At 57.4% G+C, this 26,797-nt stretch carries 25 protein-coding genes; 11 read left to right on the top strand and 14 right to left on the bottom strand.

All coding sequences use genetic code 11. The annotated features are described in order from the left end of the window. Positions 1 to 68: 68 nt before the first annotated feature. Together ACUY2Y_RS02390 and ACUY2Y_RS02385 are read left to right on the top strand one after the other, a co-directional pair. Complete coding sequence (locus tag ACUY2Y_RS02390; RefSeq protein ID WP_448324652.1) at positions 69 to 371, top strand: hypothetical protein; 303 nt, start codon at positions 69 to 71, stop codon at positions 369 to 371. Next, on the top strand, positions 368 to 4,072 hold the full coding sequence (locus ACUY2Y_RS02385; RefSeq protein WP_448324651.1) for a glycosyltransferase family 4 protein: 3,705 nt from the start codon (positions 368 to 370) through the stop codon (positions 4,070 to 4,072). The genes ACUY2Y_RS02390 and ACUY2Y_RS02385 overlap by 4 nt, the downstream gene beginning before the upstream one ends. A gap of 64 nt (positions 4,073 to 4,136) precedes the next feature. Here the strand turns inward: ACUY2Y_RS02385 and ACUY2Y_RS02380 are convergent, their stop codons facing one another. The 3 genes from ACUY2Y_RS02380 to ACUY2Y_RS02370 are packed head-to-tail and all read right to left on the bottom strand — an operon-like array spanning position 4,137 to position 7,146. After that, positions 4,137 to 5,357, bottom strand: coding sequence for a glycosyltransferase (locus ACUY2Y_RS02380; protein ID WP_448324650.1), 1,221 nt, complete (start codon positions 5,355 to 5,357; stop codon positions 4,137 to 4,139). A gap of 24 nt (positions 5,358 to 5,381) precedes the next feature. After that, on the bottom strand, positions 5,382 to 6,227 hold the full coding sequence (locus ACUY2Y_RS02375) for an ABC transporter ATP-binding protein (RefSeq protein ID WP_448324649.1): 846 nt from the start codon (positions 6,225 to 6,227) through the stop codon (positions 5,382 to 5,384). After that, the gene (locus ACUY2Y_RS02370) at positions 6,214 to 7,146 is read right to left on the bottom strand and encodes an ABC transporter permease (RefSeq protein WP_448324648.1); all 933 of its coding nucleotides are present in this window, start codon (positions 7,144 to 7,146) and stop codon (positions 6,214 to 6,216) included. The genes ACUY2Y_RS02375 and ACUY2Y_RS02370 overlap by 14 nt, the downstream gene beginning before the upstream one ends. 89 nt (positions 7,147 to 7,235) lie before the next feature. On the opposite strand from ACUY2Y_RS02370, the gene ACUY2Y_RS02365 reads away from it, so the two are divergent. Further along, positions 7,236 to 9,128, top strand: coding sequence for a glycosyltransferase family protein (locus ACUY2Y_RS02365; RefSeq protein WP_448324647.1), 1,893 nt, complete (start codon positions 7,236 to 7,238; stop codon positions 9,126 to 9,128). A gap of 89 nt (positions 9,129 to 9,217) precedes the next feature. After that, positions 9,218 to 10,132 carry a hypothetical protein gene (locus ACUY2Y_RS02360; RefSeq protein ID WP_448324646.1) on the top strand — a complete coding sequence of 305 codons (915 nt, stop codon included), beginning with the start codon at positions 9,218 to 9,220 and terminating at the stop codon, positions 10,130 to 10,132. On the opposite strand, the gene ACUY2Y_RS02355 is transcribed toward ACUY2Y_RS02360, so the two are convergent. The 5 genes from ACUY2Y_RS02355 to dnaG form a co-directional block, all read right to left on the bottom strand. Next, complete coding sequence (locus ACUY2Y_RS02355; RefSeq protein ID WP_448324645.1) at positions 10,105 to 11,250, bottom strand: glycosyltransferase family 4 protein; 1,146 nt, start codon at positions 11,248 to 11,250, stop codon at positions 10,105 to 10,107. The two genes, ACUY2Y_RS02360 and ACUY2Y_RS02355, sit on opposite strands and share 28 nt — an antisense overlap. Positions 11,251 to 11,476: 226 nt before the next feature. Continuing rightward, complete coding sequence (locus tag ACUY2Y_RS02350) at positions 11,477 to 12,751, bottom strand: glycosyltransferase family 4 protein (protein WP_448324644.1); 1,275 nt, start codon at positions 12,749 to 12,751, stop codon at positions 11,477 to 11,479. Between the two features lie 132 nt (positions 12,752 to 12,883). Continuing rightward, positions 12,884 to 14,029, bottom strand: a complete 1,146-nt coding sequence (wecB, locus tag ACUY2Y_RS02345) for a non-hydrolyzing UDP-N-acetylglucosamine 2-epimerase (RefSeq protein ID WP_448324643.1) — start codon at positions 14,027 to 14,029, stop codon at positions 12,884 to 12,886. A gap of 121 nt (positions 14,030 to 14,150) precedes the next feature. After that, positions 14,151 to 14,762, bottom strand: coding sequence for a MazG nucleotide pyrophosphohydrolase domain-containing protein (locus tag ACUY2Y_RS02340; protein WP_448324642.1), 612 nt, complete (start codon positions 14,760 to 14,762; stop codon positions 14,151 to 14,153). A gap of 112 nt (positions 14,763 to 14,874) precedes the next feature. Next, positions 14,875 to 16,764 carry a DNA primase gene (gene dnaG, locus ACUY2Y_RS02335; protein WP_448324641.1) on the bottom strand — a complete coding sequence of 630 codons (1,890 nt, stop codon included), beginning with the start codon at positions 16,762 to 16,764 and terminating at the stop codon, positions 14,875 to 14,877. Positions 16,765 to 16,806: 42 nt separating this feature from the next. Between dnaG and ACUY2Y_RS02330 the strand changes: the two genes are divergently transcribed. From ACUY2Y_RS02330 to ACUY2Y_RS02320, 3 genes are read left to right on the top strand one after another with little or no spacing between them, the layout of a single operon-like run. Further along, positions 16,807 to 17,229 (top strand): ribonuclease domain-containing protein, encoded by a 423-nt coding sequence (locus tag ACUY2Y_RS02330; protein ID WP_448324640.1) that lies wholly within the window; start codon positions 16,807 to 16,809, stop codon positions 17,227 to 17,229. After that, a complete protein-coding gene (locus tag ACUY2Y_RS02325; protein WP_210572637.1) occupies positions 17,229 to 17,474 on the top strand; it encodes a hypothetical protein in 246 nt (81 codons plus the stop codon). Before ACUY2Y_RS02330 ends, ACUY2Y_RS02325 begins: the two co-directional genes overlap by 1 nt. A 10-nt stretch (positions 17,475 to 17,484) precedes the next feature. After that, complete coding sequence (locus tag ACUY2Y_RS02320; protein ID WP_210572634.1) at positions 17,485 to 17,877, top strand: DUF3224 domain-containing protein; 393 nt, start codon at positions 17,485 to 17,487, stop codon at positions 17,875 to 17,877. Here ACUY2Y_RS02320 and ACUY2Y_RS02315 read toward each other — a convergent pair. Beyond that, on the bottom strand, positions 17,874 to 19,139 hold the full coding sequence (locus tag ACUY2Y_RS02315; protein WP_448324639.1) for a deoxyguanosinetriphosphate triphosphohydrolase: 1,266 nt from the start codon (positions 19,137 to 19,139) through the stop codon (positions 17,874 to 17,876). The genes ACUY2Y_RS02320 and ACUY2Y_RS02315 overlap by 4 nt on opposite strands. 69 nt (positions 19,140 to 19,208) lie before the next feature. On the opposite strand from ACUY2Y_RS02315, the gene ACUY2Y_RS02310 reads away from it, so the two are divergent. Continuing rightward, positions 19,209 to 21,239, top strand: coding sequence for a TPM domain-containing protein (locus tag ACUY2Y_RS02310; RefSeq protein ID WP_448324638.1), 2,031 nt, complete (start codon positions 19,209 to 19,211; stop codon positions 21,237 to 21,239). Here ACUY2Y_RS02310 and ACUY2Y_RS02305 read toward each other — a convergent pair. From ACUY2Y_RS02305 to ACUY2Y_RS02295, 3 genes are read right to left on the bottom strand one after another with little or no spacing between them, the layout of a single operon-like run. Next, positions 21,236 to 21,664, bottom strand: coding sequence for a hypothetical protein (locus tag ACUY2Y_RS02305; protein ID WP_448324637.1), 429 nt, complete (start codon positions 21,662 to 21,664; stop codon positions 21,236 to 21,238). The genes ACUY2Y_RS02310 and ACUY2Y_RS02305 overlap by 4 nt on opposite strands. Positions 21,665 to 21,675: 11 nt before the next feature. Next, on the bottom strand, positions 21,676 to 22,194 hold the full coding sequence (locus tag ACUY2Y_RS02300) for a hypothetical protein (protein ID WP_448324636.1): 519 nt from the start codon (positions 22,192 to 22,194) through the stop codon (positions 21,676 to 21,678). Positions 22,195 to 22,196: 2 nt separating this feature from the next. Beyond that, positions 22,197 to 23,579: a glycine--tRNA ligase gene (locus tag ACUY2Y_RS02295; protein WP_210572611.1), complete on the bottom strand. Its 1,383-nt coding sequence runs from the start codon at positions 23,577 to 23,579 to the stop codon at positions 22,197 to 22,199. 125 nt (positions 23,580 to 23,704) lie between these two features. Between ACUY2Y_RS02295 and ACUY2Y_RS02290 the strand changes: the two genes are divergently transcribed. From ACUY2Y_RS02290 to ACUY2Y_RS02280, 3 genes are all read left to right on the top strand, one after another. Next, positions 23,705 to 23,998 (top strand): hypothetical protein, encoded by a 294-nt coding sequence (locus ACUY2Y_RS02290; protein WP_448324635.1) that lies wholly within the window; start codon positions 23,705 to 23,707, stop codon positions 23,996 to 23,998. A 98-nt stretch (positions 23,999 to 24,096) separates the two neighbouring features. After that, positions 24,097 to 24,567: an ArsR/SmtB family transcription factor gene (locus tag ACUY2Y_RS02285; protein ID WP_448324634.1), complete on the top strand. Its 471-nt coding sequence runs from the start codon at positions 24,097 to 24,099 to the stop codon at positions 24,565 to 24,567. 20 nt (positions 24,568 to 24,587) lie between these two features. After that, the gene (locus tag ACUY2Y_RS02280) at positions 24,588 to 25,013 is read left to right on the top strand and encodes a Fur family transcriptional regulator (protein ID WP_448324633.1); all 426 of its coding nucleotides are present in this window, start codon (positions 24,588 to 24,590) and stop codon (positions 25,011 to 25,013) included. Here the strand turns inward: ACUY2Y_RS02280 and ACUY2Y_RS02275 are convergent. Together ACUY2Y_RS02275 and ACUY2Y_RS02270 are read right to left on the bottom strand one after the other, a co-directional pair. Next, positions 25,010 to 26,089 (bottom strand): VIT1/CCC1 transporter family protein, encoded by a 1,080-nt coding sequence (locus ACUY2Y_RS02275; RefSeq protein WP_448324632.1) that lies wholly within the window; start codon positions 26,087 to 26,089, stop codon positions 25,010 to 25,012. The genes ACUY2Y_RS02280 and ACUY2Y_RS02275 overlap by 4 nt on opposite strands. Continuing rightward, positions 26,086 to 26,763 carry an isoprenyl transferase gene (locus tag ACUY2Y_RS02270; RefSeq protein WP_396121742.1) on the bottom strand — a complete coding sequence of 226 codons (678 nt, stop codon included), beginning with the start codon at positions 26,761 to 26,763 and terminating at the stop codon, positions 26,086 to 26,088. The genes ACUY2Y_RS02275 and ACUY2Y_RS02270 overlap by 4 nt, the downstream gene beginning before the upstream one ends. Between the last annotated feature and the right edge of the window lie 34 nt (positions 26,764 to 26,797).

The following is a 26,797-nucleotide window of genomic DNA, read 5'->3' as shown; positions in this document are numbered from 1 at the left end:
GGTTCCCGGTAGTCTGGGCCGTCCCAGGCGCTGCAGTTACTCAAGCGCAACCGCGGACTATCCACACGATGATTATTGAGAACGCTGCCTTCGATGAAGGGCCATGGCTAAACGCCGATTCGGGAGGAAAAAGACCTCTCGCGCAAGAGATTTTCGACGCGGGACGCCTACTTCGCGCTCGCGGAGCGCTGGTGTTCTATCTGCCAACGTTCAAACGCCCTATCGGGATCGATGAAGCCTTCATTAAGTCCACCGCCACAGTCGATCTTGCAAAAATTCCAGCCGAAGACCTTGAAGAAGGTGCATCCCAATCCAGTCTCTGGAGTTTTTTGGTTGGTTTCTTAGATAGGACGAGGGAGAATACACGATGACTGATGATCGTCTCCGACTACTTTTTTGCCCGGACCTAACTCTGCTGAAGGAACCGGCACAAAAAGCTTGGATTTTGTCTTTCGTACGTTATTTGAACGATTCCGGAGTCGAACTTACCGTCCTTCTGAACGATCATCGCGCCACGGAGATTGCGGCGGACTTGGAAGATCAGGCGGACGATTTGATCCTTCGCATAGCATCGCACGGTAGCGAAGACTCTCACTTGTCTGAGCCTCGTTTCCATGCGCGAGCTGTAATAGCCCAAGCGATTGAAGGTCGACAGATACTCTACGATGCAGTGATCACCCAAGGTCTCAGCCTTAGCCGTTACGTAGCTGGGAGCAAAAAACTCCAACCTGCTCATTGGGCAATTCTTGACGACAACCCGCTTCAGACTTCAGATCCAAGAGGACTCGACCAACGAGAACTCGAAATCGTGGCGAAGAGTGCCAAACTGGTGCTAACCCACTTTCCTACCACCCGTTCTTTCATTGAGTCTCGATACCCTGCGGCGACAGCCAAAACGAGACTTCTGACATCGCCCCGTTTGAAGCTTCTTCCCGGCATCACGAAAGGAGAGCCGCTGCCGGTTCTGGATTTCAAAAGTTTTGGCCCTCATTGGGAACTTCACGATTTCACAACTGCGATCCAAGAAGCACGCAGCTTGAAGAATCCGCCTGAAATGGCCATCATCGAGGATCCTTCAAATTCGAGCGGGTATGGGAACGAACTTCTATCTTCCTACCCCGGAGCCCGCTCCGCTAATGACCTCGACTCGATCAATGGACAACGGCCAAGACTTTACCTCGTGCCTCTCGGAGTTCCGGAACAATCATTGGCGCACGCTCTTGCTCCATTGCGTCCTGGAGACCTCGTCAAGACTGCTAGTGACTACACAATCCGACTTGAGGACCTATCGACGGTGGGTGCGTCCCATCCGGAGATACCAAATCGGAACTTTCTCGTGGACTTCTCGCAGGATTTGCCAGATTACGCGAGGACTCCGCACCGAGACGGCCCACCGGTTCGCGTTCTCTTAGCTGGCGCAGACTTTAAATTCGCAGGCGAACTGGTAGACGCGTTAATCCAACGCAGCGATGTGAGCTTTAGCGTCGATCTATTTGAAGCGAATGCGAAGCCTCAACCCGCCAAAAGCAATGCGGCCTTACGCACTGCAGACGTAATCATTGCTGAATTCGCATCCCGCAACGCAATTTGGTACTCCCAGAATGTGCGATCAAATCAGCGGCTGATCGTGCATCTCCACGGTTATGAGCTGTTGCAGGACTGGATCACCGAGCTGAGGGTCGAGAACTGCGACGCTATTGTGGTAGCTTCCAATTTCTACAGAGACAAAGCTATCGAGATGAGGGGTTGGCCTCCAGAAAAAATCATAGTAATTCCAAATAGCGTCAACTTCGGGGACCTATCTCGCCCTAAGCACGAAGACGCTAGGTTTCATCTGGGGCTGGTTGGAATCGTTCCAATTCTCAAACGACCTGACCGCGCGATCGATTTGTTGGAAAGACTAGTAGGAATCGATGAGCGATTCGTACTTCACATCCGAGGTCACGCACCATGGAATTACGCGTGGGAATGGAAGAAGTCAGCACACCAAGATGCATATCGTCGATTCTATTCAGAAATCGGGGCAAGACCCGAGCTTCACCGTCACATTGCATTCGAATCGTTCGGGCCTGACATGGGGAACTGGCTCCAGGACATAGGGTGGCTGTTATCTCCATCAACGAGAGAAACATTTCACCTCTCTGCAATCGAGGGGGCCGCAAGTGGTGCTGTTCCAGTCGCTTGGCGCCGTGAGGGATCCGAAGAGATTATCGGCGAAGCCTTCAACGTAGACTCAGTGGACGAAGCGGCGAATTTCATTTCAACTCATGCCTTGACTTTGGGCGACTTCGAACGAGTTTCCGCTAAGGCTCGGCAGCATGCTCAGCGCTACGGTTCCGAGAATGTCCGAGCGCTTTGGCTTGATTTGATTTTCAAACTTAGCGATCAAGCCCATTCAAGTTTTGTCCCTTGCAGCGAAGAAACTTCAGTGCTTGAGCGCGTAGACGCAGCATGGCTTAGCGAGGACCCAGAAACGGCCGTGGCCATTCTCGATGAGAACATTCCCCTAACCCGGGACAACCGAGGAGAACTCAAAGACGCGGAAATGTTCTTCCGAGGCATTGCTTCTGCAGATGAGAAAAGATTCACCCAATTCCTGCCTCTTTCGAAGACAGAGAACTCCGCTGAGGGGTCTACTGCGATGATTCGTCCCACCGGGGCGAGCTTCGATGGAGCAGAATCGAACGCAGTGATCGATACTTTCGTGGGCGTCACCCCGCCCCGATATGTGAGCCGCTTGGGCTACGAGCCACTTTCGTATTCGAGGGTACGGCTTCCTGCCCCGAACAACTACGAGATCACGCTCAATGGCTTCTACCGGTTGGATCGATGGTTTGAATCCGTCAAAGTTCGCCTAATGCCTGTGGCGCTACGACATGCTGTTTTTGCCGTACAAGGCCCATGGTGGGTGGCTTTGCCTGCGTTACAGGCTGCGGACCAAGCCGGTATCCCGTGCGCCTGGTTCATCGACGATGAGGAAACTCTCCAATGGATTGGACGAGCGTGGCAAGGTGATCTCGGTACTCACTTTGCCGCGCAAATCGCCCTGAACTGTTTTAAACGTGCATCCGCTCGTACAGTTCTCGCCAACGTTCGTTTGCCCGATGGCTTCCCCACAGAATTGCTGGATAGTGTTGTTCTCGAGTGTGATGACTCGTACGAGTTGGAAAGCTTGTCGCGATGGGAACCGAATTGTCTTTTAGACAACCGTGTTTCTTCTTCCCTTGAATATGTCAATGCTCCCACTGTTATCCAAAAGGATTTGGCGTCTTTGAGAATCGGAACTATCGCTAACTCGGAGTTCAACTCATCGATCAGCGACTTCGTCCATACCTTGGAGTTGCTCGAGGATGATTTCATGTCTCAGATCGATGCTGAACTGGACATAGTTTTGGTCCATGGTTCAGCCGATAGCACGCCATGTTGGAAAGATAAGCTCTCAAGTGCGAGCATTTCCGCTCAAACACCTACTGCAAAACTGCTAGATCGCGCTCGTCTGTTAGGCGCCATCACCTGTTTCATCTGGGATCTTCCTGCGCCGCTCCCGAAGAACCTTTGGGCCACCGCACGTAAAGCTGATGCAATCGCAGCAACAGATCCGGATAGCCTTCGTCGGTTCTTAGAATTGAATCCTTCCGCGGTGAGGGCACTCGCACCTTGGGATTTACAACTTCCGTTGCGAGAGCGTCTCACACTGGCCCTACGCAGCGCTTATTTCCCTGTTACGCTCGAAAGAGCACTTTCACTTTCCGAAACTCAGGAAAACGAACACAACTTCGATACTCGGATTACTGAGTATGACGTGGAAGAGTTACCGCCCTTGGAACGAATTGCGGTGTTTACCGATGATACGAAAGCAAACTGGGACGCACAGACTCTTCCCCATTCCCTTTTCCAACTCTATCCGAAGAGTGAGCTTAACCAGCGCGAAGCTCTTTCCGATGAGCTTTTTGTGATCAGCCCGGATACCGCACCTGCCGACAAAGATTACCTATTGGATCTCTGGATTAATGGGCCTTTGCGATCAGATGCCCACGATGAAGTGAAACCAGATGTTCTTTACAGAAAATGAAGTAGAGCTAACCGCGATCCAGGAGTCCACAAACTAGGCGCGGTTAGAAATACCCGACTTTCGCCTAGTGTCCGTCCTTCTTAGGGGTGAAATTCAAGACAATCTTTCTAATCTTTACGCTGTTGAGCCTGTTACCAGCTCCCGATGCTCGTGATTGCCAGAAGCTAGCCGATTCGATTGTTTTTCCCTCAGGCAGGTAGAGGGGTACTCTCTCCACCCCCGTAGTGCTGTACGGAACCCCAACTACCATCGCGGTCGATTGAAAGGGAGTCCAAGGCCACTGTACTTGCTCTTGGAATGGAACCGACATGAAAAAGCGCTTATCAGCACCTACCTCGTTGCTCGAGTAACGCAACTCGATCTCCAGAAAAAGTGGACCAGTTAATTTGAAGCGTACTGCCTGTGGGTCTGTCCCCAGGACGAAGTTAACCTGTTCATCAACGAAAATCGCTCCTTTGTCTTCAGAGTGAATAGAACTCAGACAGTGAAAGTCTTCGGCGACAGTAGCGAAATCCACGGGCGGTTCAAGTTCCATCAACCTTGTCAGTTTTTGTTTTTCGTCCCCATCAGCCCGGCCGGCGAATGAGTCCTGTCCTGCGTGTTTTATAGACATAACGATGGGCACTCGTGAATCCACAATCGTGGGAACCTCTACGTCGCACCGAGCATGGTTCGAGTAATATCCCTTTTCAATGGCCCCCCCAGGTCGCACTCGACCGATCTGCGCAAGGCCCATTGAGTTGCGTGGTTGATATAAAGACCTGAAGTTGAAAATGGCTTCATTCGCCATAACTGCTTGATATCCGCGCCCAAACGAGACAGCGAATCCAACGTAGGGTTCTGCCATGTAGCGTGAAAGTTCCACGAAGTACTTGTCTCCCAGCAGATCATCATCGTCGAGCCGGAACTGGGCGAAAATGCCGTCAGAGTTTTCACACGTAAACTCGCGTATGAACTTCTCTAAGCGAGCAGCATGTGCGCCCAGCGAGTCTTCTTCGACGATCTCCAAGAACTCGTAATCATCAGCGAGCGACTCGAGGGTTCGTTTAGCGTAATCCGGTAGCTCTTTGGAAATCTGCAGAACGTGCTTGTAATCGTAACCGGCGGACGCATAAGCAAGTTGCGGGACGGATAGCTCGGAAAAGATCTTCAGACGGGGGTCAAGGCGCTCCGGAGCGTACAATTTTTCACGGTATTCGTCGTGAGATAGACCGGCACGGGTCAAGTTCCAGCCAGACACTCCTGGCTGAAAGAGCGAGAAGCGCGTTACACCGAGAAAAAACAAGAAAATAACCTCCGCTATGAGAAACTATCCGCGTTGCAAGTCCATCGAGGGTGCCGGATGCCTGCACTCGCCCAGGAACTTCGCCGCGCCAACCGAGTCGTCCCGTTTCAAGATTTCCGAGAACTCCGCGTAAGCCGCTGTGACATCATCCACAGGACCGTCGAGAATCTGGTCGCCCTGATGTATCCAAATTGCCCGTGTGCAATTCGCCTTGATCGTGGGAAGGGAATGCGACACCAAGAATATGTTCCCGGCGCTTTCGAGCAGCCCATCCATTCGGGCTTTTGCTTTCGAACCGAAGGCTGCGTCACCGGTTGACAATGTCTCATCAACCAAAAGTATCTCGGGCCTAACCGCCGTGGAAATAGCGAAGCTCAATTTCGCCCCCATACCTGAGGAGTAGGTGCTCATCGGCCGATTTGCTGCTTCCCCCAATTCTGCCCATTCCACTATTTCCGGGATAGATGCTCGGGCTTCTTCCGGCTGCATTCCGAGTGCCAACAATCCTAGGTAGATGTTTTGCTCGCCTGTTAGCCAACTCTGAAGGGCCGGCGAAACCCCAAGCAACGATGGCTGATGGGATACCAAAACTGAGCCAGAGGTTGGCGCTTCACCACCAGCCACAATCCGCAACAGCGTCGACTTTCCAGACCCGTTGCGCCCAATAATGCCAATCGACTCACCCTGCCGCGCAACAAATGACACCCCTCTTAGGGCATCGACGTATTTTTGTGAAAAGCGACCCCGGAGGCCCTTTCCACGCTTAGAAGCGTCCTTGAGCGGATACTTCTTCCCCACGTTAATTGCGACCACCGCAGGATCTTCGATAACAGGGTCCTGTGCTAACCCGAAGTTTCTAGTGTCGGACATTTACATACCTATCCTCGGCTTGCCAGAAGAACAAGAATCCCAAAAGCAGGGCACCAACGGACCAAGCTAATAGATACAGCCACGTTTCAACTGACGGAACCGTACTGTAGATGACGCAATCTCTAACGGCCGTGAGAAATACGTACCCAGGATTCAGTTTGAAAATCTCGTGGAGAAAAGGGGTGTGGGAAAAACGGTCGAGTGAGAAAAAGACCCCAGAGGCGAAGAACCAAGCTCGGGTGGCCAAGTTGATGAACACACGGATATCTGGGACAAAGCCAGTCAATCTAGCTACGAAAAACATCATGCCCGTCCCGAAAGTCCACATCATCAAAGTGAGTGGCACGACGAGAATAATGGTCCAAGAGAGAGCCTTCTCCCACTGAGCACCGATAGCAAAAAGAATTGCGATGATCAAAGCAGGCAGATTGTCAATCATGTACCGCAGCGATTGAGAGAAAACCAACGAAGCTCGCGGAAACGCAAACGTCTGCATCAAATTCTTTGACGTCTGGAGCAACGAGATACCCCCGTTGACCAAAGACGTCATAAGACCGAAGAACGTCACACCGAGAATCAAAAATCCTAGAAAGTTCTCGATTCCGCGAGAAGTCCGTAGAAGAAATCCAAAAATGAAGCCGTACATTGCTGCATCGATCAGCGGCTGCGCAACCAGCCAAAATCTCCACAGTTTGTAGCTCTTAGCAGTACGAAAAGCCCTGAGTTTCGCATCTGCGATTGTGAAGTGGCGTCGCGCCCATAACTGGCTTACATAGATGGGAAGCGACGGCCTCACGTTTAACTTCCGCAATCTTGAAACATCTACAACGAGGTCAGCTCGATCCGTCGGGCCAAGGGATCCCTCGTCAGAAGCCTCCGTTTCGCTTTTGAGTTGTTCGCGAAGCCTATGGCGCCCCATGATTCAACCTCCTTAGGCCACGCGTACTAGGCGTACCCGTCTCTCAACCTATTATCGGAATGGTACCTATGAGTAAGGACTGAGCATAAATGAAACGCAGTGACTTCCCCCTAAGCGGAGCTTCGCGGTTCGCGGTGACGAAACTGAAGCGCCTGTTTCTCAAGTACGCCCCTGCGCCCGTAGAGACTCGCGTACGGCAGCTCCAGAGGGTTATTCGGACATCTAACTCACCGTCAACCACTACTGGCTTCCCTCCCGTCGACTCCCGGCCTCTTGCAACACCTCGTGAGTCCAGTGATCACAAAATCAAGGTGGGCTGCATCTTCGACGAGTTTTCCTACACTGCTTGGGAACCAGAATTTGATCTGGTTCCCATCAACCCCGGTGACTGGGATTCGAGCACGCTCTCAACTTTAGATCTGCTCATGGTGGAGTCAGCCTGGAACGGCAACGATGGCGCATGGAAGTACCAACTAGTAGGGAAAAATGCACCATCTGAGGAGTTACGAAGGCTACTGGCAAATTGCAAAGAAAGTGGTATTCCGACCCTATTTTGGAACAAGGAAGATCCACCTCACTTCGAGGATTTCCTATCCACAGCAAAACTTTTTGATTACATTGCCACATCCGACTCGAACAAAATTCCCGCTTACGAGAAGGCAATACCCGGCGCGACAATCTTCGCTCTACCTTTTGGAGCGCAGCCAGTAATCCATAATCCTGCAAGAAATAACCTCGCCGGATACGCAGACGACATCGCATTCGCAGGAACCTACTTCAGAGACAAATTCGAAAACCGCAAACAGCAAATGGACCTACTACTCGGCGCGGCCCACAACGTCTCCGAGCGCTATGGCCTCAGCTTCCGTATTTTCTCGCGCCACTTCGGCGGCGCCACCAAATACCAGTTCCCCGCTAAATGGCAAGCCCACGTTGTAGGTTCGCTTCCGTACGAACAAATGTTGACTGCGTACCGCTGCTTCAAATTGTTCCTCAATGTGAATTCAGTCACGGAGAGCCCCAGCATGTGCGCGCGACGAATTTTCGAGATAGGTGCCTCCGGAACGCCGGTTGTAACAACAAAGTCTGCAGCGCTTCCTTATTTCTTCGACAACGACGAAGTGATTTCTGTGAATGATCAATCCGAAGCAGAATTCGCGCTCAGGGCCCTTGTCAATTCCGAGCACATTCGTCGCAGAACCTCTCATAAAGCTTTACGCCGAATCTGGGAAGAACACACTTACCGCCACCGAGCAATTGAAATCTCGAAGACCCTAGGTCTACCTCTCAATAACGCCCCCCTTCCTAAAGTTTCAATTTTGTGCTCCACTAACCGGGATTCTGAACTATCGCACCTATTATCACAGGTCGAGACTCAAACTTTTAAGAACATCGAGCTTTGTGTTTTGGGGCACGGGATCGAAATCAGCCCCAACTTTCGAAAACGCGTCGAGAGCGTAGGTTTTTCTGTTCGAATACTGCACGAAAGCGCTGACGTTTCGCTAGGAGAGTGTCTTAATCGGCTAGTAGCGAACTCTAGCGGAGATATTATCGCTAAATTCGATGATGATGATTACTACCTTCCCAACTACATCCGGGACCAAGTCAATACACTCATCAACATGCGAGCTGATCTCGTAGGTAAAGCATCCATCTACTTCTATCTCTCCGACTCCGACTCTTTGGTCCGCCGTTGGAAGCACCAAGAACACACATGGCGAAACTTTGTCTCGGGGTCAACGCTTGTAGGATGGCGTTGCCTTTTTGAAGAAATCCCTTTTTCGGACCGGTCTAAAGGGGAAGACAGTGATTTTCTCGCGCGCCTAGAGCTAAAGGGAAAATCCGTTTACTCAGCCGATAGCTTCAACTACATTGCTGTCCGCGGCGGTTCTTCACATACCTGGAGCATCTCGGATGCCGAAATTTTGGCAAACTCTGAACTTGAAACGCGTGGCCTAAACTTCAAGCACGTGGAGGTTTAATGGTCTGGGACCTACACGCGACGCTACGTGAACTTCGAAAGACTTCTCGGCGAGCATACCGCGCTGGTGTTACACAAATAGCCTCTCGGATGACACCGGAGGTGCTATGGGAACCAAACAACTCTCTCGTCTCTCGTGAACGCGCCATCGGATTCTTCCCTACGAGGCAATTCATTTGGAAATCTTTTGCTAGCTTTCAAGCAAGTGAGGCGGTAGGCAAAGGCGTTCATTCCATTTGGGATCGCGGACTTCCTTTGGAGTTTTGCCTCACCGCCGCAGAAGCAGAAACTCTCCTCGTAATCTTTCATGGGGCGTTGGGGCTCGATGCCCACCTACCAATCTTTGCCGGTGCAAACATTGCTAGGCATCTCGATGTGGCGAGGTTGTCATTCACAGATCCAAGCCTCTACCTGACACCGGATCTTGTTCTAGCCTGGTATGCGGGGAGCTACGCTCAGCCTGACCTGCAGAATCAGATTTCCCGGGTGATCCAAAGCACCGCCAAGTCCATAGGCGCGAAGCGAATTATTCTCTTTGGAGCATCCGGCGGTGGGTATGCTTCGCTTATCCAAGCAACGAAAATCCCGGACACGACCGTTGTCATAGCCAATGCTCAGACCGACGTACTGAAGTATCGGAGAAATCACGTCGATAACTACATCGACTTGGCTTGGGACGGGGACCGAAAACCATTCATCGAACAATCGCTGTATTCGGCTGTAGTTGCTCTGCGGGAGAACGACAGCTTCCCAAAGTTGTACTATATGCAGAATTCAACGGATCGGTTCCATATTTTTGGACACCTTAAGCCTTTGGCCGACGAGTTTGATAAATACCCACAGTTTCAATTGCTTTTCGGAGATTGGGGGAAAGGCCATGTAGCTCCGCCCAAAGCTCTTCTCCAGAACGTGCTTCAGCAGGTCGTTTCGTTCGACGAAGCCGGACTATCCGAAACAGGATTTCGCCAAGCCAGTGTCTACAAGGATCCATATAAGGACCTATAAACTTCAGCTGAATCCGCCCAAGTCGGAAGATGCATACAGCTGGTGGAAGACTTAGTTTCGCTGAGTACTTCGTTGATGGCCCGAGCCAAATCTTTCGAATCCTCAGCTTTTGCGTAAACGGCTTTATTTTGCGTGACTTCGCGCAAAGCAGGAAGATCCGATGCAACCACAGGTGTACCATGCATTTGTGCACGCACCGTTTTCATTGGTGTTACTAACCTCGTTAGTTGATTGTTTTTTCTTGGCGCTACGAAGACATCAAGTGCCGAATACCAGTTTGCAATCTCGGAGCTCGTTTTTCGCCCCGCAAATACCACTCTGTCAGCAACTTCCAATTCCTGCGCAAGCGCGCGAAGACTCGGCAAGGCAAGGCCATCCCCTACCAACAACACTCGGACATCGCGCGGAAGAAACGAGATGGCTCGGATTAAGCAGTCGAAACCCTCGTAATCCACTAGGGAACTCACTGCACCAACGTATCGGCCCGCGGGAAGCCCGAGAAGAGATTGCGCTGTTCGTGGATTCTTGGCTTCGTTTCGCCACGCTTGGTCAGCTGAGTTTGGAACGATGACAATCTTGTTATTGATACCCCTAGACTTTAGATTCCGCTCAACCGTCTGACTCAATGCGACAATGGCGCTCGCTGCGGTCATCGCCTGCATTTCCTTCTGCCGAGAGTTGCGGTAAAACAAAGAATCGAACGCGCGATTCGCGTCTGGTTGGCTCACCGCCCACGTGATCTCAGGTACACCTCGAACCTCATATACCCAGGGAATATTCAGCCATTTGGCGGCAAGTGATGTCGCGGCCGCATTGGGCCAGGGCGTAGTCGTATGAAGCACACTCGCTGACTGCCGCTCGGCCTCCTCCGCGATCAAGCGGGCGAAAAGACGCGTTTGGTTAACGGCAGTCAATGGGTATAACCGTGGTAACGCTCGCGCATAGGTAACATCAGCAACCACGTCTCGATCTGCCTGTGGAAACCTCCCGACATTCACCGGATATGCGAGCCGAGTGATTGCGGTGCTGTGGAGATCAATCTGATTTTGGGCCCGCAGTATTTCTTGGCTGCGAACGGCATACCCACCAACGGAATACGGAAAAGAATTCGTCAACACGTGCAGAACGTTGCCATTCCATTTCGATGAAGGCGCAGATGAATGAATTGGGATTTGGAACCCGTTGAACCGCCCATCTGAGACCGACAAAGGGGCCCGACCAAACAGAGAGTGGCCACATAGTCTCAAAGTCACTTTCGAAAGGAAACCACGTGGGTTCTCAATTGCCTGCGCGGCGAAGTTTGTGGCCGCCAAAGGCAACAGTGTTATTTTCATGTCTAAGACATCACTTCTCGACGGTGGATAGAAACGCTTGAGGAGCTACTCGCGTTCGTTGTTCCCTTACCCACTCTCGCGCATATTGTGGAACCTGTAGCCTCGCCCTGTCTCGTGCTAACTCCTCCCAAAGCGAGGCAAGTTGATGCGGCTCTTCGGGGGCGACCACATCTCCAGCAGTGAGGGACCTTACAAGGTCAGCAGTCTCTCCGGCTACCACAGCGGAAATATGGAGCCCTTGGTCCATTAACTCATAAGTTTTTGAGGGCACTGCGCGTCGTAGTGGCTCCCAATCTGTAAGGTGAACTAAGGCGGTATCCGCCCATTCGTACAACTCTTCAAGCTGCTCCGGACCTCGCCTTTCCTCGAAGACTGCGTTCAATCCCATTCTTGCCGCGTTTGAAATCAGTTCTTGTTTTGCGGCTCCAGCACCTACGAAACGAAGCTTTACTTCGACACCATTTACCTGAGCGATCTTGGCGGCTTGCAAAGCGTTATCCAGATTCTGAGCTCTACCGAGTGTTCCGGCATATAGAACATTTAGCGAGTGAGCCTTCCGGTCCAAATCAATTTCTTTATCAATCAAGGTCTCAGGTGGAAAGACATTTCGCACAGTTACCGCCCGATTCCACTCCTTGAAGCGTTGATTGAGGTCTACGCACAAGTTTTCTGACGTCGCAATCACGGACTCTGCACGCCGTAGAGTAGTACTGAGGACAAAATCAGTTAGTTTAACCACAAATTGAAGCGGCCCCTTGGAAAGCACTCTCTGCCGCAACGACGGCGTACCAGTAGCTATGTTCCACTTACCGGTCACCTGTAAGAGTTCCGGCCAAGCGTCTCGCAGATCGATTACATAGGGGACTCGAAATCGTCGTGAGGCTACAAACGTAACTAACGCAGTCGGAAGTGCTGGAACGGTGCCAATGACGAGATCTGGTGCAAAATCGGCGACCACTCCTTTTCTCTGAAAAAGGACCATCAGACTTCCCGCGGCCACCGCACACTGATTGAGAACCTTCTCGGTAATTGACGTACCGCCGGGAAAGTACCCAGACCGCACAACCTGTAGCTTCGGACGATGCGCGTGCTCATCGACGTAGGATCGAAACCCTCTTTCTCTCGCCCATTCCTTAAGACTCAGCTTGCGAAGATAATGAGCGGGAGGTGCAACGACCATGATTTCGTGGCCGTTCTCAAGCAGAAGTTCAGTCAGCCAGTTCCAGCGCCTTTGTGGAACTCCGTTTTCCGGCGCCCAGTACTGGGTGATGAGAAGAATTCGCACTTAAATCCCCTCTCATCAATGCTTCCCAGAGTCGCCGATTACTCTTTCACTGAGCGCATACATGCTCAATCCTAATCTCAGCTCCAACGATACTCTGCCACTTCTGAACGTGGCGAATTCTTTAAGAAGCCCTCAGCCACCAATGCCGACATCAGGTTGAAATTCAGCGACGCGGTCTCCAACGGACGTAAGTTCAGCGATAGCGGCCACTGCCCTAGCTGAAGCCCTGCCATCGCCGTATGGGTTAACCGCGTTAGCCATTGAGTTATAGGCAGCTTCCTGTTCAAGCAGGTTAGTCGCTTCAGCCACGATCAGCTGACGGTTGGTGCCCACCAGCTTGACGGTGCCGGCGACGACAGCCTCTGGGCGCTCAGTGTTGTCGCGCATGACCAGGACCGGCTTACCCAAGGACGGCGCTTCTTCCTGCACTCCACCGGAATCGGTGAGCACCAGGTAGGAGCGGTTCATGAGCGCGGTGAACTGATCGTACGGGAGCGGATCGCTGACGATCACATTCGGCAGGTTTTCTACCTCGGGAAGGACCTGATCGCGAACCTTAGGATTGAGGTGGAGCGGCAGCGCGAAGATAACGTCTGGGTAAGTCTTCGCCAGATCCTGCAGGGCTCCACCGATTTCTTTCATAGCGTCGAGGTTTTCGCGGCGGTGGGTAGTGACCAAAACAAGCCGCTCATCAGTATCTGAGATGGCACGTAACCGCTCATCTTCAAACTCGACGTCCCAGGTGGTCGAGATGTGAAGCGAATCAATCACGGTGTTTCCGGTGACAACAATATCCTTGGAGCGAACATTCTCGCGACGAAGATTCTCTTTCGACTCGTTCGTCGGAGCGAGGTGGAGGCTAGAGACCTGGCCGATGATCTTGCGGTTAGCCTCCTCCGGGAACGGGGAGAAGATGTTGCCCGTTCGGAGGCCGGCTTCTAGGTGAACGACCTTCACGCCGCGGTGGAAGCCAGCAAGGGCTGCCGCCATAGCTGTGGAGGTATCTCCCTGGGAGATGATCACGTCCGGCTGCTCGTCTTCGATGATCGGATCCAGGCCAGCGATCGCGCGGGATACAAGCTCATTGAGCCCCTGGCCCGGCTTCATCAACCCAAGGTCGTAATCCGGAGTGATGCCGAAACGGTTATTCACCTGCTCGAGCATCTCGCGGTGCTGGCCAGTCGAGACAACGACGGTTTCAAACCTGTCGTCTCTCGCGAACGCTGTAATGACAGGGGCCACTTTAATGGCCTCTGGACGAGTGCCATAAACCGTCATGACCTTAGGTTTCGCTGAACTCAGGACCACTTTTGTTAAAACTCCCTCGAAGACGGTTGAATCTCCCGTAAATTCTAGGGGACGCGTTCAAATATTTCTTCCAAAGAGTCACGAGGGTCTTCTACTTACCCTTCTCCCTCGCCTTTCCCTCCGCCCACAGACGGTCCTGCTCGTCTTTTTCCACGGTGCCGGTGGAGCCATCGAAGAGGTACGGGGCGCGGTTGCGCATCTTGTCCACGAAGGCCTGGGCGACATCGGGGAAGCTGAAAGCGCCGCGGCGGGACGCGATCTCAGCGTGGAAGAGGATCTGGAGGAGGAGGTCGGAGAGTTCCTTCTTGAGGGCGTCGTCGGGGTGGTGGTTGCGGATGGCGTCGATAAGCTCGCGCGATTCTTGTTCGAGGTACTCGATGAGCGTCTCGTGTGTTTGGGCCATCTCCCACTCGCCGCGGGTGCGGGCCGCGCGCATGACGGACTGGGCTTGGAAGAGCGGGTCCGCAAGCGAGGGCGCCTCAATGAGCTGCTCCCCCGCTGCGACGCGTTTCTGCGCCTCGGGGTCAGTGATATCGGTAGTGACCAGGGTGCCCTGCGCGGATTCGGTGGTGGAAATGTCACCCAAGTTCCAGCGGACGGAGACAGGCACCTCGTCGGTGTACGCGATCGGGCCTTCAAGGCTGGTGGCAGCGGCCAACGGGATCATGTCGGGCCAGCGGGGGTCCAGGACGAGGATGGTCATGGGACCACATGATAGTGGGTGCGAAAGCACGTCACCCCTCGCGCGTGGCGAGGGGTGCGGCGGGTTTGGTTCACCTCGGAGGTGAGAGCCTGATTCCGATACTACCTCAGGCTCATCCCCGAAACGCCCGGTCGTTCAACTCCCGCCGCGCCTGCTCGAGGGCGACGAGGTCGGAGAAGAGGGCGTTGTAGGCCATCTCGTCGTCGCTGGGGCGCATGCGCTGGAGCTGGGACTTGAGCTGGGCGATCTGGTTGCCCACGCGGACTTCTTGCAAGCGGGATAGGACGGAGTCGGCGTAGGAGGCGGGGTCCTCGGCGAGGATCTCCTCGACGGCGAGTTCAGAGACGAAATTGCGGCCGGCGGCGTCGGTCATCTCGTCGGAGACGTGCGAAATCCAGCTTGAACCGGCATTGGAGGCGCCGCCGACTGTGCCCATGGCGTCGCGGACAGCGCGGTAGGCGGGGTGGGTGAATGCGTCGGGGTTGATGCCATCGAAATAGCTGCCCGCGGCCTCCGGATATTGGAGCGCCACCTTGAGGGCTTCGCGTTGGGCCCACAGCAGCGGGTCCTGCGGGTCGGGTAGCTCAAATGCCGGTTGGTTGGGAGCAGGCTGGTTCGACTGTGTCGGGGTGGCCATCTCCCAGGCGGAGCGCTTGACCTGCTTCGGCTTCTTGGCCTCTTGGCGGACCTGGCGGATCACCTCGTTGGGGTCAGGCCAGCCGACCCAGCCGGCGAGCTGGCGGGCGTATTCGGTCTGCAGAGGAGTGTCGCGAATCTGGGCGACGACGGGCACTGTTCGACGAAGCGCCTGCAAACGTCCTTCGGCGGTATCGAGAGAGAAGTCCTGGAGGAGAGACTCGATGACGAACTCGAACATCGGAACGCGACTGGCCACCAGATCGCGGACGGCCGAATCGCCCTTAGCCATGCGCAGATCGCACGGGTCCATACCGTCGGGGGCAACGGAGACAAAAGACTGGCCGGTGAATTGCTGGTCGCCCTCGAAGGCGCGCATCGCTGCCTTCTGACCGGCCTCGTCGCCGTCGAAGGTGTAGATCAGCTCGCCGCGGAAGTAATTGTCATCCAGCATGAGACGGCGGATGATGCTCATGTGGTCCTTGCCGAAGGCGGTGCCGCAGGCAGCGACAGCTGTTTTCACGCCTGCGGCGTGCAAGGCCATGACGTCGGTGTAGCCCTCCACGACCACGCACTGGTGGCCGGCGGCGATATTCTTCTTCGCCAGGTCAAGACCGAAGAGCACCTTGGACTTGTGGTACAGCATCGTGTCCGAGGTGTTCATGTACTTGCCCATCGGGTCATCGTCGAAGAGCTTCCGGGCACCGAACCCGATCACGTTGCCCGCGACATCCTTGATCGGCCATAGCAGGCGGCGCCGGAACTTGTCGATGGGACCGCGCCGCCCCATTGTCGACAGACCCGCATCGACGAGCTCTTCGACCTCGAAGCCTTTGCGCAGCAGATGCTTCGTCAGCGTGTCCCAGCCATCGGGGGCGTACCCGCACTCGAAGTGGTGGATGATGTCGCGGTCGAAGCCGCGGTCGAGGAGGAAACGCCGGCCCACATCGGCCTCTGGCTGCTCGAGTTTGTCGCGGTAGAACTCATGCGCGGCCTTATTCGCCGCGATGAGACGGGCGCGTGTGCCGGGCTTCACATCGCGGGCGCCTGTGGATCCGCCCTGGTAGTTGATGTGGTAGCCGATCTCCTCCGCGACGGCTTCGACCGCTTCGGGGAAGCTCAGCTGCTCCATCTCCATCATGAAGGAAAAGACATCGCCGCCTTTGCCCGTGGAGAAGCAGTGATAATAACCGCGAACCGGACGCACGTGGAACGACGGCGTCTTCTCGTCCTTGAACGGGCTCAGCCCCTTCAACGAGTCGTGTCCGGCGGGCTTGAGCTGGACGTACTCCCCCACAATGTCCGCGATATTGGCGCGCTCGCGGATAGCCTCGATGTCACTATCCGGAATTCTGCCCCTAGCCATGGCGCACATCCTACCGCGCGGGGGTGTGTTTAAAATGAACCCATGTCTACTGAAGGAGACAGTTCGAGCCATTCAGTGGCTCTGCCGTTGATCCTCATCATCGGCCTCATCACGCTCGTTGCCACCGTGTACTCAATCGTGCACGATCCGGACGCGCCACAAACCCCCGACGGGATCCGCGAGTGCACGTCGGTGCCGCAAGAAGCAACAGAGCTTATCGACGACATCCACTCCGGCGGCCCCTTCTCCTACCCCTCCAACGACGGCAAACACTTTGGCAATTACGAGCAGATCCTGCCGGCGGAGAACTCCGATTATTACCGCGAGTACACCGTGGAAACCCCTGGCGTGAATCATCGCGGCGCCCGCCGCATTGTCACCGGCGGCGGCACCGAAACCGACCCGGACGTGTACTACTACACCGACGACCATTACGAGTCCTTCTGCGAAATGGTGGTGGAGTAATGCCCGTGAACACCATCGTCATCGCCCGCCCCGTCCACTCCATCGAGGACCTCGGCGCCGGCATCATCGATGCCGTCTACGCCTCCGACGAGCGTCCCATCCCGCGCAACCTCGATTCACTCGCCGACCTCCTGCGCGAAACCCGGGCGAGCCGCCTCGTGGTCTCGGATTGGCGGGTCCCCGAAGAACTGACCGGAAAGCTACACAACGTGTTCTCCCGCGAAAGCATCATACTGGTGCGGTAGCATCAGGATCATGCAACCCACTTCTGTCCGTGGCACTTTCGACGTTTCCCTGACCCCCGCTGAAGCTAGCGGCCAGTTGGGCCGATTCCAATTCACCAAACAATGGCATGGATCACTGTCCGGTGCGAGCTCCGGCGAGATGCTCTCCGTGGGCGATCCGAGCACCGGCACTGCGTCGTACACTGCGCTCGAGGTATTTGAGGGCGAGCTCGACGGGCGCAGTGGCGGCTTCGCGTTCCACCAGTACGGCACGATGGTCGATGGCGCCGACGAGCTGCGTTACACCATCGTGCCGGCGTCCGGCTTCGGCGACCTAGAGGGTATCTCCGGTGCACTTGAGCTAGACGTCGATGCTGACGGGACGCATTCCTACACCTTGAGCTACGAGCTGACCGCGTCCTAGAGGTAGCCCTCGAAAGAGGCGGTCTTTTTCGCCGTGCGCTCCAGACGGGACTCCGTCATAGACGCGATCTGGTCGATAATCACGCGCTCGCGCTCGGCGTCCGTACTGGCCTCGTGCCACCAGGCTGCGAACATGGTGTCCAACGATCCCGGGGCACCAGCGCTCAGGTAGTCGTAGACGCGGACGATGCGGTCACGCTGACGGTCCTGGCGGGCAATGTGGGCAGGCATGTCCATTACGTAGAGAACCGCGACGGTCTTCAGCAGGCGAACCTCGGCTTCGGCCTCAGGCGGAATCACGAGCGTGCCGTGCATGCGGCCGACGGGGAAAGGATTCGCAGCTTCCGTAGCGGTGATCACGGCGCCGACATATCGCCCGACCAGCTCAGACGTCATCTTCTTCAAGGTGACGTAGCCGGAAAGCGAGAAGTCGAAATCAGCGGCGGCGGCGACGATGGGAAGGGAACGGAGGCGGGCGGCGGCGTCGATAAGCTCGTCTGCTGTGCCCCCGAATGCCGCCGCTCCTTTGGCTGCGAGCGCGGCGAGCTCGACGAGATCCCACAGCACCTTCAAATCCACGCGGCCAGAAACGATGCCGTCCTCGACATCGTGGACGCTGTAGGCGATGTCGTCGGAGCAGTCCATCACCTGCGCCTCCATGGGCGGCATCTCGTCGGTGTGCCCCTCGCGCAGCCATGCCAGGATGTCAGCGTCCTCGTCGTACGCACCGTATTTGCGGTTCACCGACCCGTCCGGGTTCGTGCGTGTGCGCGGGTACTTGCACGCGGCATCCAGCGCCGCGCGTGTGAGGTTGAGGCCAAAAGATGCGCCGTCGTGGAGAATCTTCGGCTCCAGGCGCGACAAGATCCGCAGGGTCTGCGCATTGCCTTCGAAGCCGCCACATTCACGGGCGAGCTCATTGAGCGCCACTTCACCGTTGTGCCCGTAGGGCGGGTGGCCGATGTCGTGGGTCAGACCGGCCATCTCGCACAGGTCGGGGTTCAAACCCAGCCCCATGCCGATGCTGCGGGAGATCTGCGCGACCTCCAGCGAGTGCGTCAGGCGCGTGCGCGGGGTGTCTCCGTCGCGCGGGCCGACCACCTGGGTCTTGTCCGCCAGGCGGCGTAGTGCCGCGGAGTGCAGGACGCGGGCGCGGTCGCGGGCGAATGCGTCGCGGTGCTCCTCCATATTGGCGAGCTGCGAGCCTTTCTCCCCCTCCGCCGTGCGGCGAGCAAGGTCCGCGGAATCATACTGGTACGTCATAGCGTCATCGAGCCTAGACGTGTTTGTTTCTTGTCCCCGGTCACCACGCGCACGGGTACCCTAGTGGGCATGACTTCGCGCTACCTCCGTATTGCTCTGGCCGCCCCGGCGCTCGCCGGTGGCATTGCTCTTTCCGCCGCTCCCCTGGCGCTCGCTGCCACTGATTTCGTGGATGCCCAAGCCACCACAACGGCAGAGGCGTCACTGGCACCGACGGAGTTGAAGGACAAGGTCACCGACGAAGCCGGCGTGCTCTCCGGCGGGGAGAAGGCGGAGATCGAGGACGCGATCGCGCAGCTGCAGCAGTCCAAGCAGCTCAACGCCTATGTGGTGTATCTGAGCACCTTCGGCGGCGAGGACCCCGCCGAGTGGGTGCGTGCAGCGATCACGGACAAGGGCCCGAACACCGCTGTGATCGCGATTTCGCCGGATGACGGAAAATACAACGTCAACGCCGGCTCCCAGTGGTCCAGCGGCGACGTGGACGCAATGTCGAACGCCGCTTTCGACCAGCTGACCACGAAGAACTACGGCGCGGCGGGCCTGGAGGCGATCAATGCAGTCAACGGCTCCTCCAGTGGCGATGGTGCTGGCCTTGTCGCCGGCGGTCTCGGCGCGGCGGCACTCGCCGGCGGCGGCTTCTGGCTCTACGGGCGCAACCGCAACAAGAAGCGGGACAGGGAACAGTTGGCCTCGGCACGCGAGCTCAATCCGGGGGATGCCGATTCGCTGGGCCGCCTGCCCACGCCGACCTTGGAACAACTGGCCCAGGACACGCTGGTCAACACCGACGAGTCCATCCGCGAGGGCAAAGACCAGCTGGAGGTGGCTACCTCTGAATTCGGAGCCGAGCGCGTCCGCCCGTTCACGTCCGCGATGAATGAAGCGACCTCCGCATTGCAGCGCGCATTCGGTATTCATCACCGCCTCTACGACGCGATCCCGGAGACCGAGCCGGAAAAGCGCGCGATGCTGATCGACATCATCACCTCCTGTGGCAAGGCCGACCAGGCACTGGCCGACAAGAGCCAGGAGTACGAGGATATGCGCAATGTGCTCATGAACGCCGACAGCGAAATCAACTCGATCTTCCAGCGCACGGTCGATCTGCGCGCACGCGTCGAACCTGCGCGCAACACGTTGGAAGGCCTGCAGTCCCGCTATTCGGAGCAGATTCTGAGCTCGATCACGAACAATGTCGACATCGCTTCCGAGTCCATTGACGAAGCGGAAAAGCAGTTGGAGGAGGCACGAGAGCTCTCCTCGCAACCTGCCGGCAAGCAGGGCGCACTCGTGGACATTCTGCGTGGGGCACAGCGCACAGTCGAAGTCGCGGATAAGAACCTCGGCGCGATCGAGCACGCCGACACCAATATCCGTACGGCAAAGACGAACCTGCCCGCGCTCATTCAAGAAATCGAGGACGAGCTGCGCGAGATCGAGCAGCTCAAGAACGAGCGCGAGCACGGCGCACGCATCGATATCGCTGCCCTTGATTCGATCTCGGCACGAGCCCGCGAGGAATTGGGCGCAGTCGGCAACCGGGGTGAGACCGATCCTTTGGCTGTCTTCACGGAACTGACGGAGCTAGACGCGGATATCGACGACGAGATCGACAAGGCCCGCGGCGCCGCCACCGACCAGCAACGTAAACTCCAGCTCCTCGACCAGCAGCTGCAGGTCGCAGCAGCTCAGCTGCAGAGTGCCCAGGACCTCATCGAGTCCCGTGGCCGCATCATCGAGTCTCAGGCGCGCGCCCTATTGGCTGAAGGCTCCCGCCAGTACGCGGAAGCCCAGAACAACCGCACAAAGAACACGTCGAGCGCGATCGATTCAGCACGCAAGGCAACCGACACTGCCCGTCGCGCCGCGCAGGCAGCCGAGAACGATATCGACGGCTACCGCCGCCAGCAGACCGCCCGCACCACCAATTCCATGGCGAATGCCATCATCTGGGGTTCCCTGCTGTCCGGAAGTGGCGGATTCGGTGGCGGAGGCTTCAGCGGTGGCGGCGGCTTCAGCGGTGGCGGCGGCTTCAGCGGTGGTGGCGGCGGAGGTGGCTTCGCCGGCGGTATGAGTGGCCGCGGAGGCAGCTTCTAGATCTTCGTGGTGCGCCCGGGCGTGTCCATGAAGGTCAGCGCCCAGGTGATGAAGGCGAGGTCGGAGAGAGGGGCGGCGTCGTCAAGCTCGACGTGCAATTGAGTGCCTCGGCGCGGACGCGTGCGCGCAACGACGACCCCTTCTTCGTCGACGATGGTGCGGGACGTGCTGAATGCCCCCTCGCGTTGTGCGCGGTAGCTGCGCGGGCCGCAATGGGCGACGAGGTTGCTTGTTCCAAGGCCGCGCATGCGGATTGAGAAATTCTCGTCTGCGCTTTCACCGCTGACCTGCCAACGAAGAGCGCCGGCGGTGTGGGAAACTGCGATGCGCTTCCCGTCAACAGTCAGTTCGTTATCCGCGGTGACTGCGGCGACGACATTTCCGTTGGCGACGAGGCTCGCGCCTTCCCACACTGCGTTGATCATGCTGCTCCTGCTTAGCTCGGTCCAATGAACCACACGGCGACGATGAACACGCTGAGCAACACCATGAAAGCGATGAGCGCGGTGGAATTGATCATCTTCCGTGCTTCGAGCACGAGCCGGCTGACCCATGCAAGCGCCACGATATCGATGTCGGCGAGGTCTGTCTCGCCCTCGAATTCGAGGATTGCGCGGCGCACCCCGTTGTGGTCGGAGGTGAATTGGGCGATTTTCTGCCCGTCGGCATTGTCGATGATCCAATTCTTGGAGGTCTCCGCCACCATCACGTACCGGCGGTTTTCGATGATGACCGGGATCTGCTTGTCCCGGCGCAGGGAACCGTCGGCGCGGACGATATCGCGGCCGTCGCGACGCGCAATGGCGCCGCCCTCCGGGGTGGTGATGAGCTCCCACACCTCGCCCGAGGTGAGCTCGGCGCGCTCGTGCGTGAATTTCGCGAGCGCGTTCGGCCCCTCTTCGGCCAGTAGCACAGGCGCATCGCGGTCCGCGCGGTCCCAGCTGATGTAATGCATGGCTAGCAGCCGATCAGACGAGCGGCCAGGTAAGCCTCGAGCTCGTCGAGCTTGACGCGCTCCTGCTCCATCGTGTCGCGCTCACGGACCGTCACGGCATTGTCCTCGAGGCTGTCGAAGTCGTAGGTGACGCAGAACGGAGTGCCGATCTCGTCCTGGCGGCGGTAGCGGCGGCCGATCGCGCCGGAGGTATCAAAGTCGACATTCCAGTGCTGGCGCAGCGAATCAGCCAGTTCCTGTGCCGGCCCGGACAGCTCCGGCTTCTTCGACAGCGGAAGCACGGCCACCTTGACCGGGGCGAGGCGGCGGTCGAGCTTGAGCACGACGCGCTTGTCCACGCCGCCCTTCGCATTCGGGGCCTCATCCTCGTGGTACGCGTCGATCAGGAAGGCCATCATCGCGCGGCCCAGGCCGGCGGCCGGCTCGATGCAGTATGGGATCCAGCGCTCATTCGTCTCTTGGTCGAAGAAGCTCAGGTCCTCGCCGGAGGCCTCCGCGTGCGTCTTCAGGTCGTAGTCGGTGCGGTTGGCCACGCCCTCCAGCTCGCCCCACTTGGAGCCCTGGAAGCCGTAGGCGTACTCAATATCGACGGTGCGCTTGGAGTAGTGCGACAGCTTCTCCTGCGGGTGCTCGTAGAGGCGCAGGTTATCCGGGTTGATGCCCAGGTCGATGTACCACTGGTGGCGGTCGTCGATCCAGTACTGGTGCCAGGTCTCGTCCTCGCCCGGCTTGACGAAGAATTCCATCTCCATCTGCTCGAATTCGCGGGTGCGGAAGATGAAGTTGCCCGGGGTGATCTCGTTGCGGAAAGACTTACCGGTGTTGGCGATGCCGAACGGCGGCTTCATGCGCGACGAGGTCATGACGTTCTTGAAGTTCACGAAGATGCCCTGCGCCGTCTCCGGGCGCATGTAGTGCAGGCCCTCCTTGTCATCGACCGGGCCCAGGTAGGTCTTCATCAGGCCGGAGAATTCGCGCGGCTCAGTCCAGTTGCCCGGCTGGCCGGTCTCCGGGTCGTTGATGTCGGCCAGGCCGTTTGCTGGCGGGTGGCCGTGCTTTTCCTCGTAGGCCTCGAGCAGGTGGTCCGCGCGGTAGCGCTTGTGGGTGTACAGGGACTCCACCAGCGGGTCCGTGAACACGTCAACGTGGCCGGAGGCGACCCACACCTGGCGGGGCAGGATGATGGAGGTGTCCACGCCCACGACGTCATTACGCGATTGCACCATGTGCTTCCACCACTGGCGCTTCAGGTTCTCCTTGAGCTCGACGCCCAAGGGACCGTAATCCCATGCGGAACGGGTGCCGCCGTAAATCTCTCCGGCTGGGTAGACCAAGCCGCGGCGCTTGCACAGGTTCACAACGGTATCGATCACGGTCGAAGCCATGGGTAGTTCAACTCTCCTGAAAACGGTTTCTTTACGTCAACGGGAACAAGTGTAGCGCCTTGCCAGAAGCGCAGGTACGGCGGTATCGCGTTAACATTCGCGGAGGAAGTTGCGATGAGAAAAGTATGAAGATCTCTAAGAAGCTCATCGCCGCTGCGACCGCGGCAGCACTCACTGTCGGCACCCTTACCCCCGTTGCTTCCGCTCAGGAGCCTGCTCCCCAAGGCGGCAGCGCGATGGCGTTGTACGCCACCATCATGAACGGCGCAAGCAACGTAATCGAAGGATTGCGCGGGGACCGCCACCCAACTGAAACGTTCATGTTGGACATATTGCTGGGCGGGCCGTTGGTCATTCTGCTCTTCCCTCTGCAGATGATCGGCGAAGCCGAAATCAACTTGTCGAGCAAACTCGGTTAGAAATTGCTCGAATCCTGGGGCTTAGCCAACACTGGGACACTTTCTTATTAAACTGAAGCAGCAACTATCTTTCACAAATTCCTGGAGTGACCCGGACGATGAGCGACCCAACGATCTGGCCTGCGGAAAAGCTCGAGCACACCGCAGGGATCATTGGCGCCCTCGACTCCCCCATGCGCTTGCAGATTCTTCTTCTGCTGCACGCCCGGGACCACGTCGTCCACGAGCTCGTGCGGGTGCTTGGTAAATCGCAGCCCCTGGTCAGTCAACATCTTCGCGTTCTCAAAAACGCTGGTTTAGTCGGTTCGTCCCGCTCCGGCCGCGAGGTGGTCTATCGCCTCGCGGTGCCCGGTGTCATCGCCACCTTAGAATCCCTCTCCTTGCTCGCTGAGCGGACGAAAGAGACTGAAGATGAGGTTGACGAATTGGCTGCGCGCAGGAAGAAGGGCCCGGATTTCATCGACGCATCGAAGAGCGCCGGCGCCGCCGCTGCTTTCGGGCCACTGCCGGATGTGACTCCGGACAAAGATCCGGGCTTGAAACCGAACACCCCAGTCCCGCCGGCCTGAGAACCAATAAGGTGTAGGGCATGACTACTCGGCCGGATAAGACTGACACATTGAAAATCGGCGCGCGGAATACCCGCCAGCGTGCCGCAGTGGTCGATATTCTCCAGGACATCGACCGCTTCGCGTCCGCCCAGTCAATTCACCGCGAGCTGACTGACCGCGGTCAAAAGGTCGGCCTGACCACTGTTTACCGCACGCTGCAGACACTCACCGAGGTCGGCGCGGTCGACGCGCTCAATTCTGAGACCGGCGAGACGCTCTACCGGCACTGCATCACTGACCGGCACCACCACCATTTGGTGTGCACCAATTGCGGCCGCAGCGAGGAGATCGACGGCGGCCCCGTCGAGGAGTGGGCGAAAGAGACCGCCGAGAAATATGGCTTCCAGCTCAGCGGGCACGATGCAGAAGTATTCGGCGTCTGCCAGACGTGCCAGAAGCTCTAGGCTCCCACGAACGCGCCGAATACGACGCCGAGCAGGTACGTCACCAACGCAGCGCCGAGCCCGATCGCGAGCTGCCTGAACGCCCGCAACGCCGGCTTCTTGCCGGAGAGCAGACCGGTGATGCCGCCAGTGATCAACAGCGCCCCAGAGACCAGAACAAGCGCGATGATCGCACCCAGACGCGGAGATGCCCCGAACAAGAACGGGATGATCGGCACGAAAGCGCCCGTGGCGAAGAAGATGAATGACGCGATCGCGGCCGACCACGCACCGCTGGCATCGGAATCCTCCGGCTCGAGCCCATCCTCGACGTGGTGGTGCTGGTGTCCGGTCATCATGGACCAGAACACTTTCTTCGCCTGAGCGTCGGCTTCCTCCGCACTCATTCCGCGTGCGCGATACACCAACGCGAGCTCGTTTTGATTCACATCCAGTTTCGGCAACAGGTCACGGGCTTCGGGGGCGGGCGTCGATGCGTCGAGAAGCTCTGCCTGCGATTTCACCGACACGTATTCGCCCGCCGCCATCGACAGCGCACCGGCAAGCAATCCGGAAATGCCGGTGAGGAGAATGAAATTCGAGGACACGCCCGAGCCCATCACCCCGAGCACGAGCGCCACATTAGACACCAGCCCGTCGTTCGCACCGAACACAGCCGCGCGGAAAGAGCCGGAGAGTTTCTCGCGGCCTTGCGTGGCCAACGCTCGCACGACCTCCGCGTGCATCGCCTCGTCCGCCGCGATCTCGTCCGGCGCGTCATCGTCCTCGAGGTACGGCGATCTTTGCTCCGCGGTCTGCATCAACGCCAGCGCGAACACGGGCGAGACAGTCCGCGCCAGAAACGACATGAACCGCGTGTGCAGGTCCGGCTTGATGGGCATGCCCACCTCAGGCCCGAGCTTGTCGCGCCAGTATTCCTCGTGGCGTGATTCGGCATCGGCGATCTCCTCGAGAATCTCCCGCTCGTCGCCCTCGCGTTTCTTCGCCAGCTCACGGTACGTCGCGGCCTCCGCGCGCTCATTGGCCAGATACTGGCGCCATTTGCGGATTTGGCTGCGGGTGGGAGCCTCCGTCATTTCTTCACGCCTCCGAACCGACGGTCGCGCTGCGCGTATTCCAGCACCGCATCGTAGAGATCATCCGCGGTGAAATCCGGCCAGAGAATATCGCGGTAGACCATCTCCGCATACGCCGACTGCCACAGCAGGAAATTCGACGTGCGCTGCTCGCCCGACGGCCGCAGGAACAGGTCGACGTCGGGCATATCGGGACGGTACAAGAATTCGCTTATCGACGCCTCGTTGATCTCCCCCGGCTTCAACTCCCCCTTCTTCACTGCCGTGGCCATTCGCTTCATCGCATCGGCGATCTCTGCCCGGCCGCCGTAATTGATGCACATGGCCAAAGTGAGACCGGTATTGTTCTTGGTCATCTCTTCGGCTGCTTCGAGCTCGCGGATCACTGAGCGCCACAGGCGCGGGCGACGCCCTGCCCACACGATGCGCACATTCTTCGCGTGCAGCTGGTCGCGTTCCGCCCGCATGATGTCGCGGGAGAACCCCATGAGGAAGCGGACCTCGTCCGCGCTGCGCCGCCAGTTCTCCGTGGAGAAGGTGTAGGCGGACAACCATTCGACGCCGCCGAGCTCGATCGCCGCGTCCACCATGTTCATCAGCACTTTCTCGCCGACTCGGTGGCCTTCGGTGCGCGGCAGCCCGCGCTCTTGCGCCCAGCGGCCGTTGCCGTCCATGACGAGCGCGATGTGGCGCGGAATGAATTCGTGG

Source organism: Corynebacterium sp. 20-84, assembly GCF_053479455.1.
Note: the sequence above shows the minus strand (reverse complement) of the source record. Positions and strands in the feature narration are given on the sequence as shown.

Coding starts and splice junctions, on each gene's coding strand:
- ACUY2Y_RS02305 (WP_448324637.1), bottom strand. CDS start 21,664: ATGATCAACGCAGTGTGGGAAGGCGCGAGCCTCGTCGCCAACGGAAAT.
- dnaG (WP_448324641.1), bottom strand. CDS start 16,764: ATGGCTAGGGGCAGAATTCCGGATAGTGACATCGAGGCTATCCGCGAG.
- ACUY2Y_RS02285 (WP_448324634.1), top strand. CDS start 24,097: ATGAGCGACCCAACGATCTGGCCTGCGGAAAAGCTCGAGCACACCGCA.
- ACUY2Y_RS02390 (WP_448324652.1), top strand. CDS start 69: ATGATTATTGAGAACGCTGCCTTCGATGAAGGGCCATGGCTAAACGCC.
- ACUY2Y_RS02320 (WP_210572634.1), top strand. CDS start 17,485: ATGCAACCCACTTCTGTCCGTGGCACTTTCGACGTTTCCCTGACCCCC.
- ACUY2Y_RS02340 (WP_448324642.1), bottom strand. CDS start 14,762: ATGACCATCCTCGTCCTGGACCCCCGCTGGCCCGACATGATCCCGTTG.
- ACUY2Y_RS02295 (WP_210572611.1), bottom strand. CDS start 23,579: ATGGCTTCGACCGTGATCGATACCGTTGTGAACCTGTGCAAGCGCCGC.
- ACUY2Y_RS02270 (WP_396121742.1), bottom strand. CDS start 26,763: ATGGACGGCAACGGCCGCTGGGCGCAAGAGCGCGGGCTGCCGCGCACC.
- ACUY2Y_RS02385 (WP_448324651.1), top strand. CDS start 368: ATGACTGATGATCGTCTCCGACTACTTTTTTGCCCGGACCTAACTCTG.
- ACUY2Y_RS02280 (WP_448324633.1), top strand. CDS start 24,588: ATGACTACTCGGCCGGATAAGACTGACACATTGAAAATCGGCGCGCGG.
- ACUY2Y_RS02360 (WP_448324646.1), top strand. CDS start 9,218: ATGACACCGGAGGTGCTATGGGAACCAAACAACTCTCTCGTCTCTCGT.
- ACUY2Y_RS02290 (WP_448324635.1), top strand. CDS start 23,705: ATGAAGATCTCTAAGAAGCTCATCGCCGCTGCGACCGCGGCAGCACTC.
- ACUY2Y_RS02325 (WP_210572637.1), top strand. CDS start 17,229: ATGCCCGTGAACACCATCGTCATCGCCCGCCCCGTCCACTCCATCGAG.
- ACUY2Y_RS02330 (WP_448324640.1), top strand. CDS start 16,807: ATGTCTACTGAAGGAGACAGTTCGAGCCATTCAGTGGCTCTGCCGTTG.
- ACUY2Y_RS02365 (WP_448324647.1), top strand. CDS start 7,236: ATGAAACGCAGTGACTTCCCCCTAAGCGGAGCTTCGCGGTTCGCGGTG.
- ACUY2Y_RS02315 (WP_448324639.1), bottom strand. CDS start 19,139: ATGACGTACCAGTATGATTCCGCGGACCTTGCTCGCCGCACGGCGGAG.
- ACUY2Y_RS02275 (WP_448324632.1), bottom strand. CDS start 26,089: ATGACGGAGGCTCCCACCCGCAGCCAAATCCGCAAATGGCGCCAGTAT.
- ACUY2Y_RS02370 (WP_448324648.1), bottom strand. CDS start 7,146: ATGGGGCGCCATAGGCTTCGCGAACAACTCAAAAGCGAAACGGAGGCT.
- ACUY2Y_RS02300 (WP_448324636.1), bottom strand. CDS start 22,194: ATGCATTACATCAGCTGGGACCGCGCGGACCGCGATGCGCCTGTGCTA.
- ACUY2Y_RS02310 (WP_448324638.1), top strand. CDS start 19,209: ATGACTTCGCGCTACCTCCGTATTGCTCTGGCCGCCCCGGCGCTCGCC.
- ACUY2Y_RS02375 (WP_448324649.1), bottom strand. CDS start 6,227: ATGTCCGACACTAGAAACTTCGGGTTAGCACAGGACCCTGTTATCGAA.
- wecB (WP_448324643.1), bottom strand. CDS start 14,029: ATGACGGTTTATGGCACTCGTCCAGAGGCCATTAAAGTGGCCCCTGTC.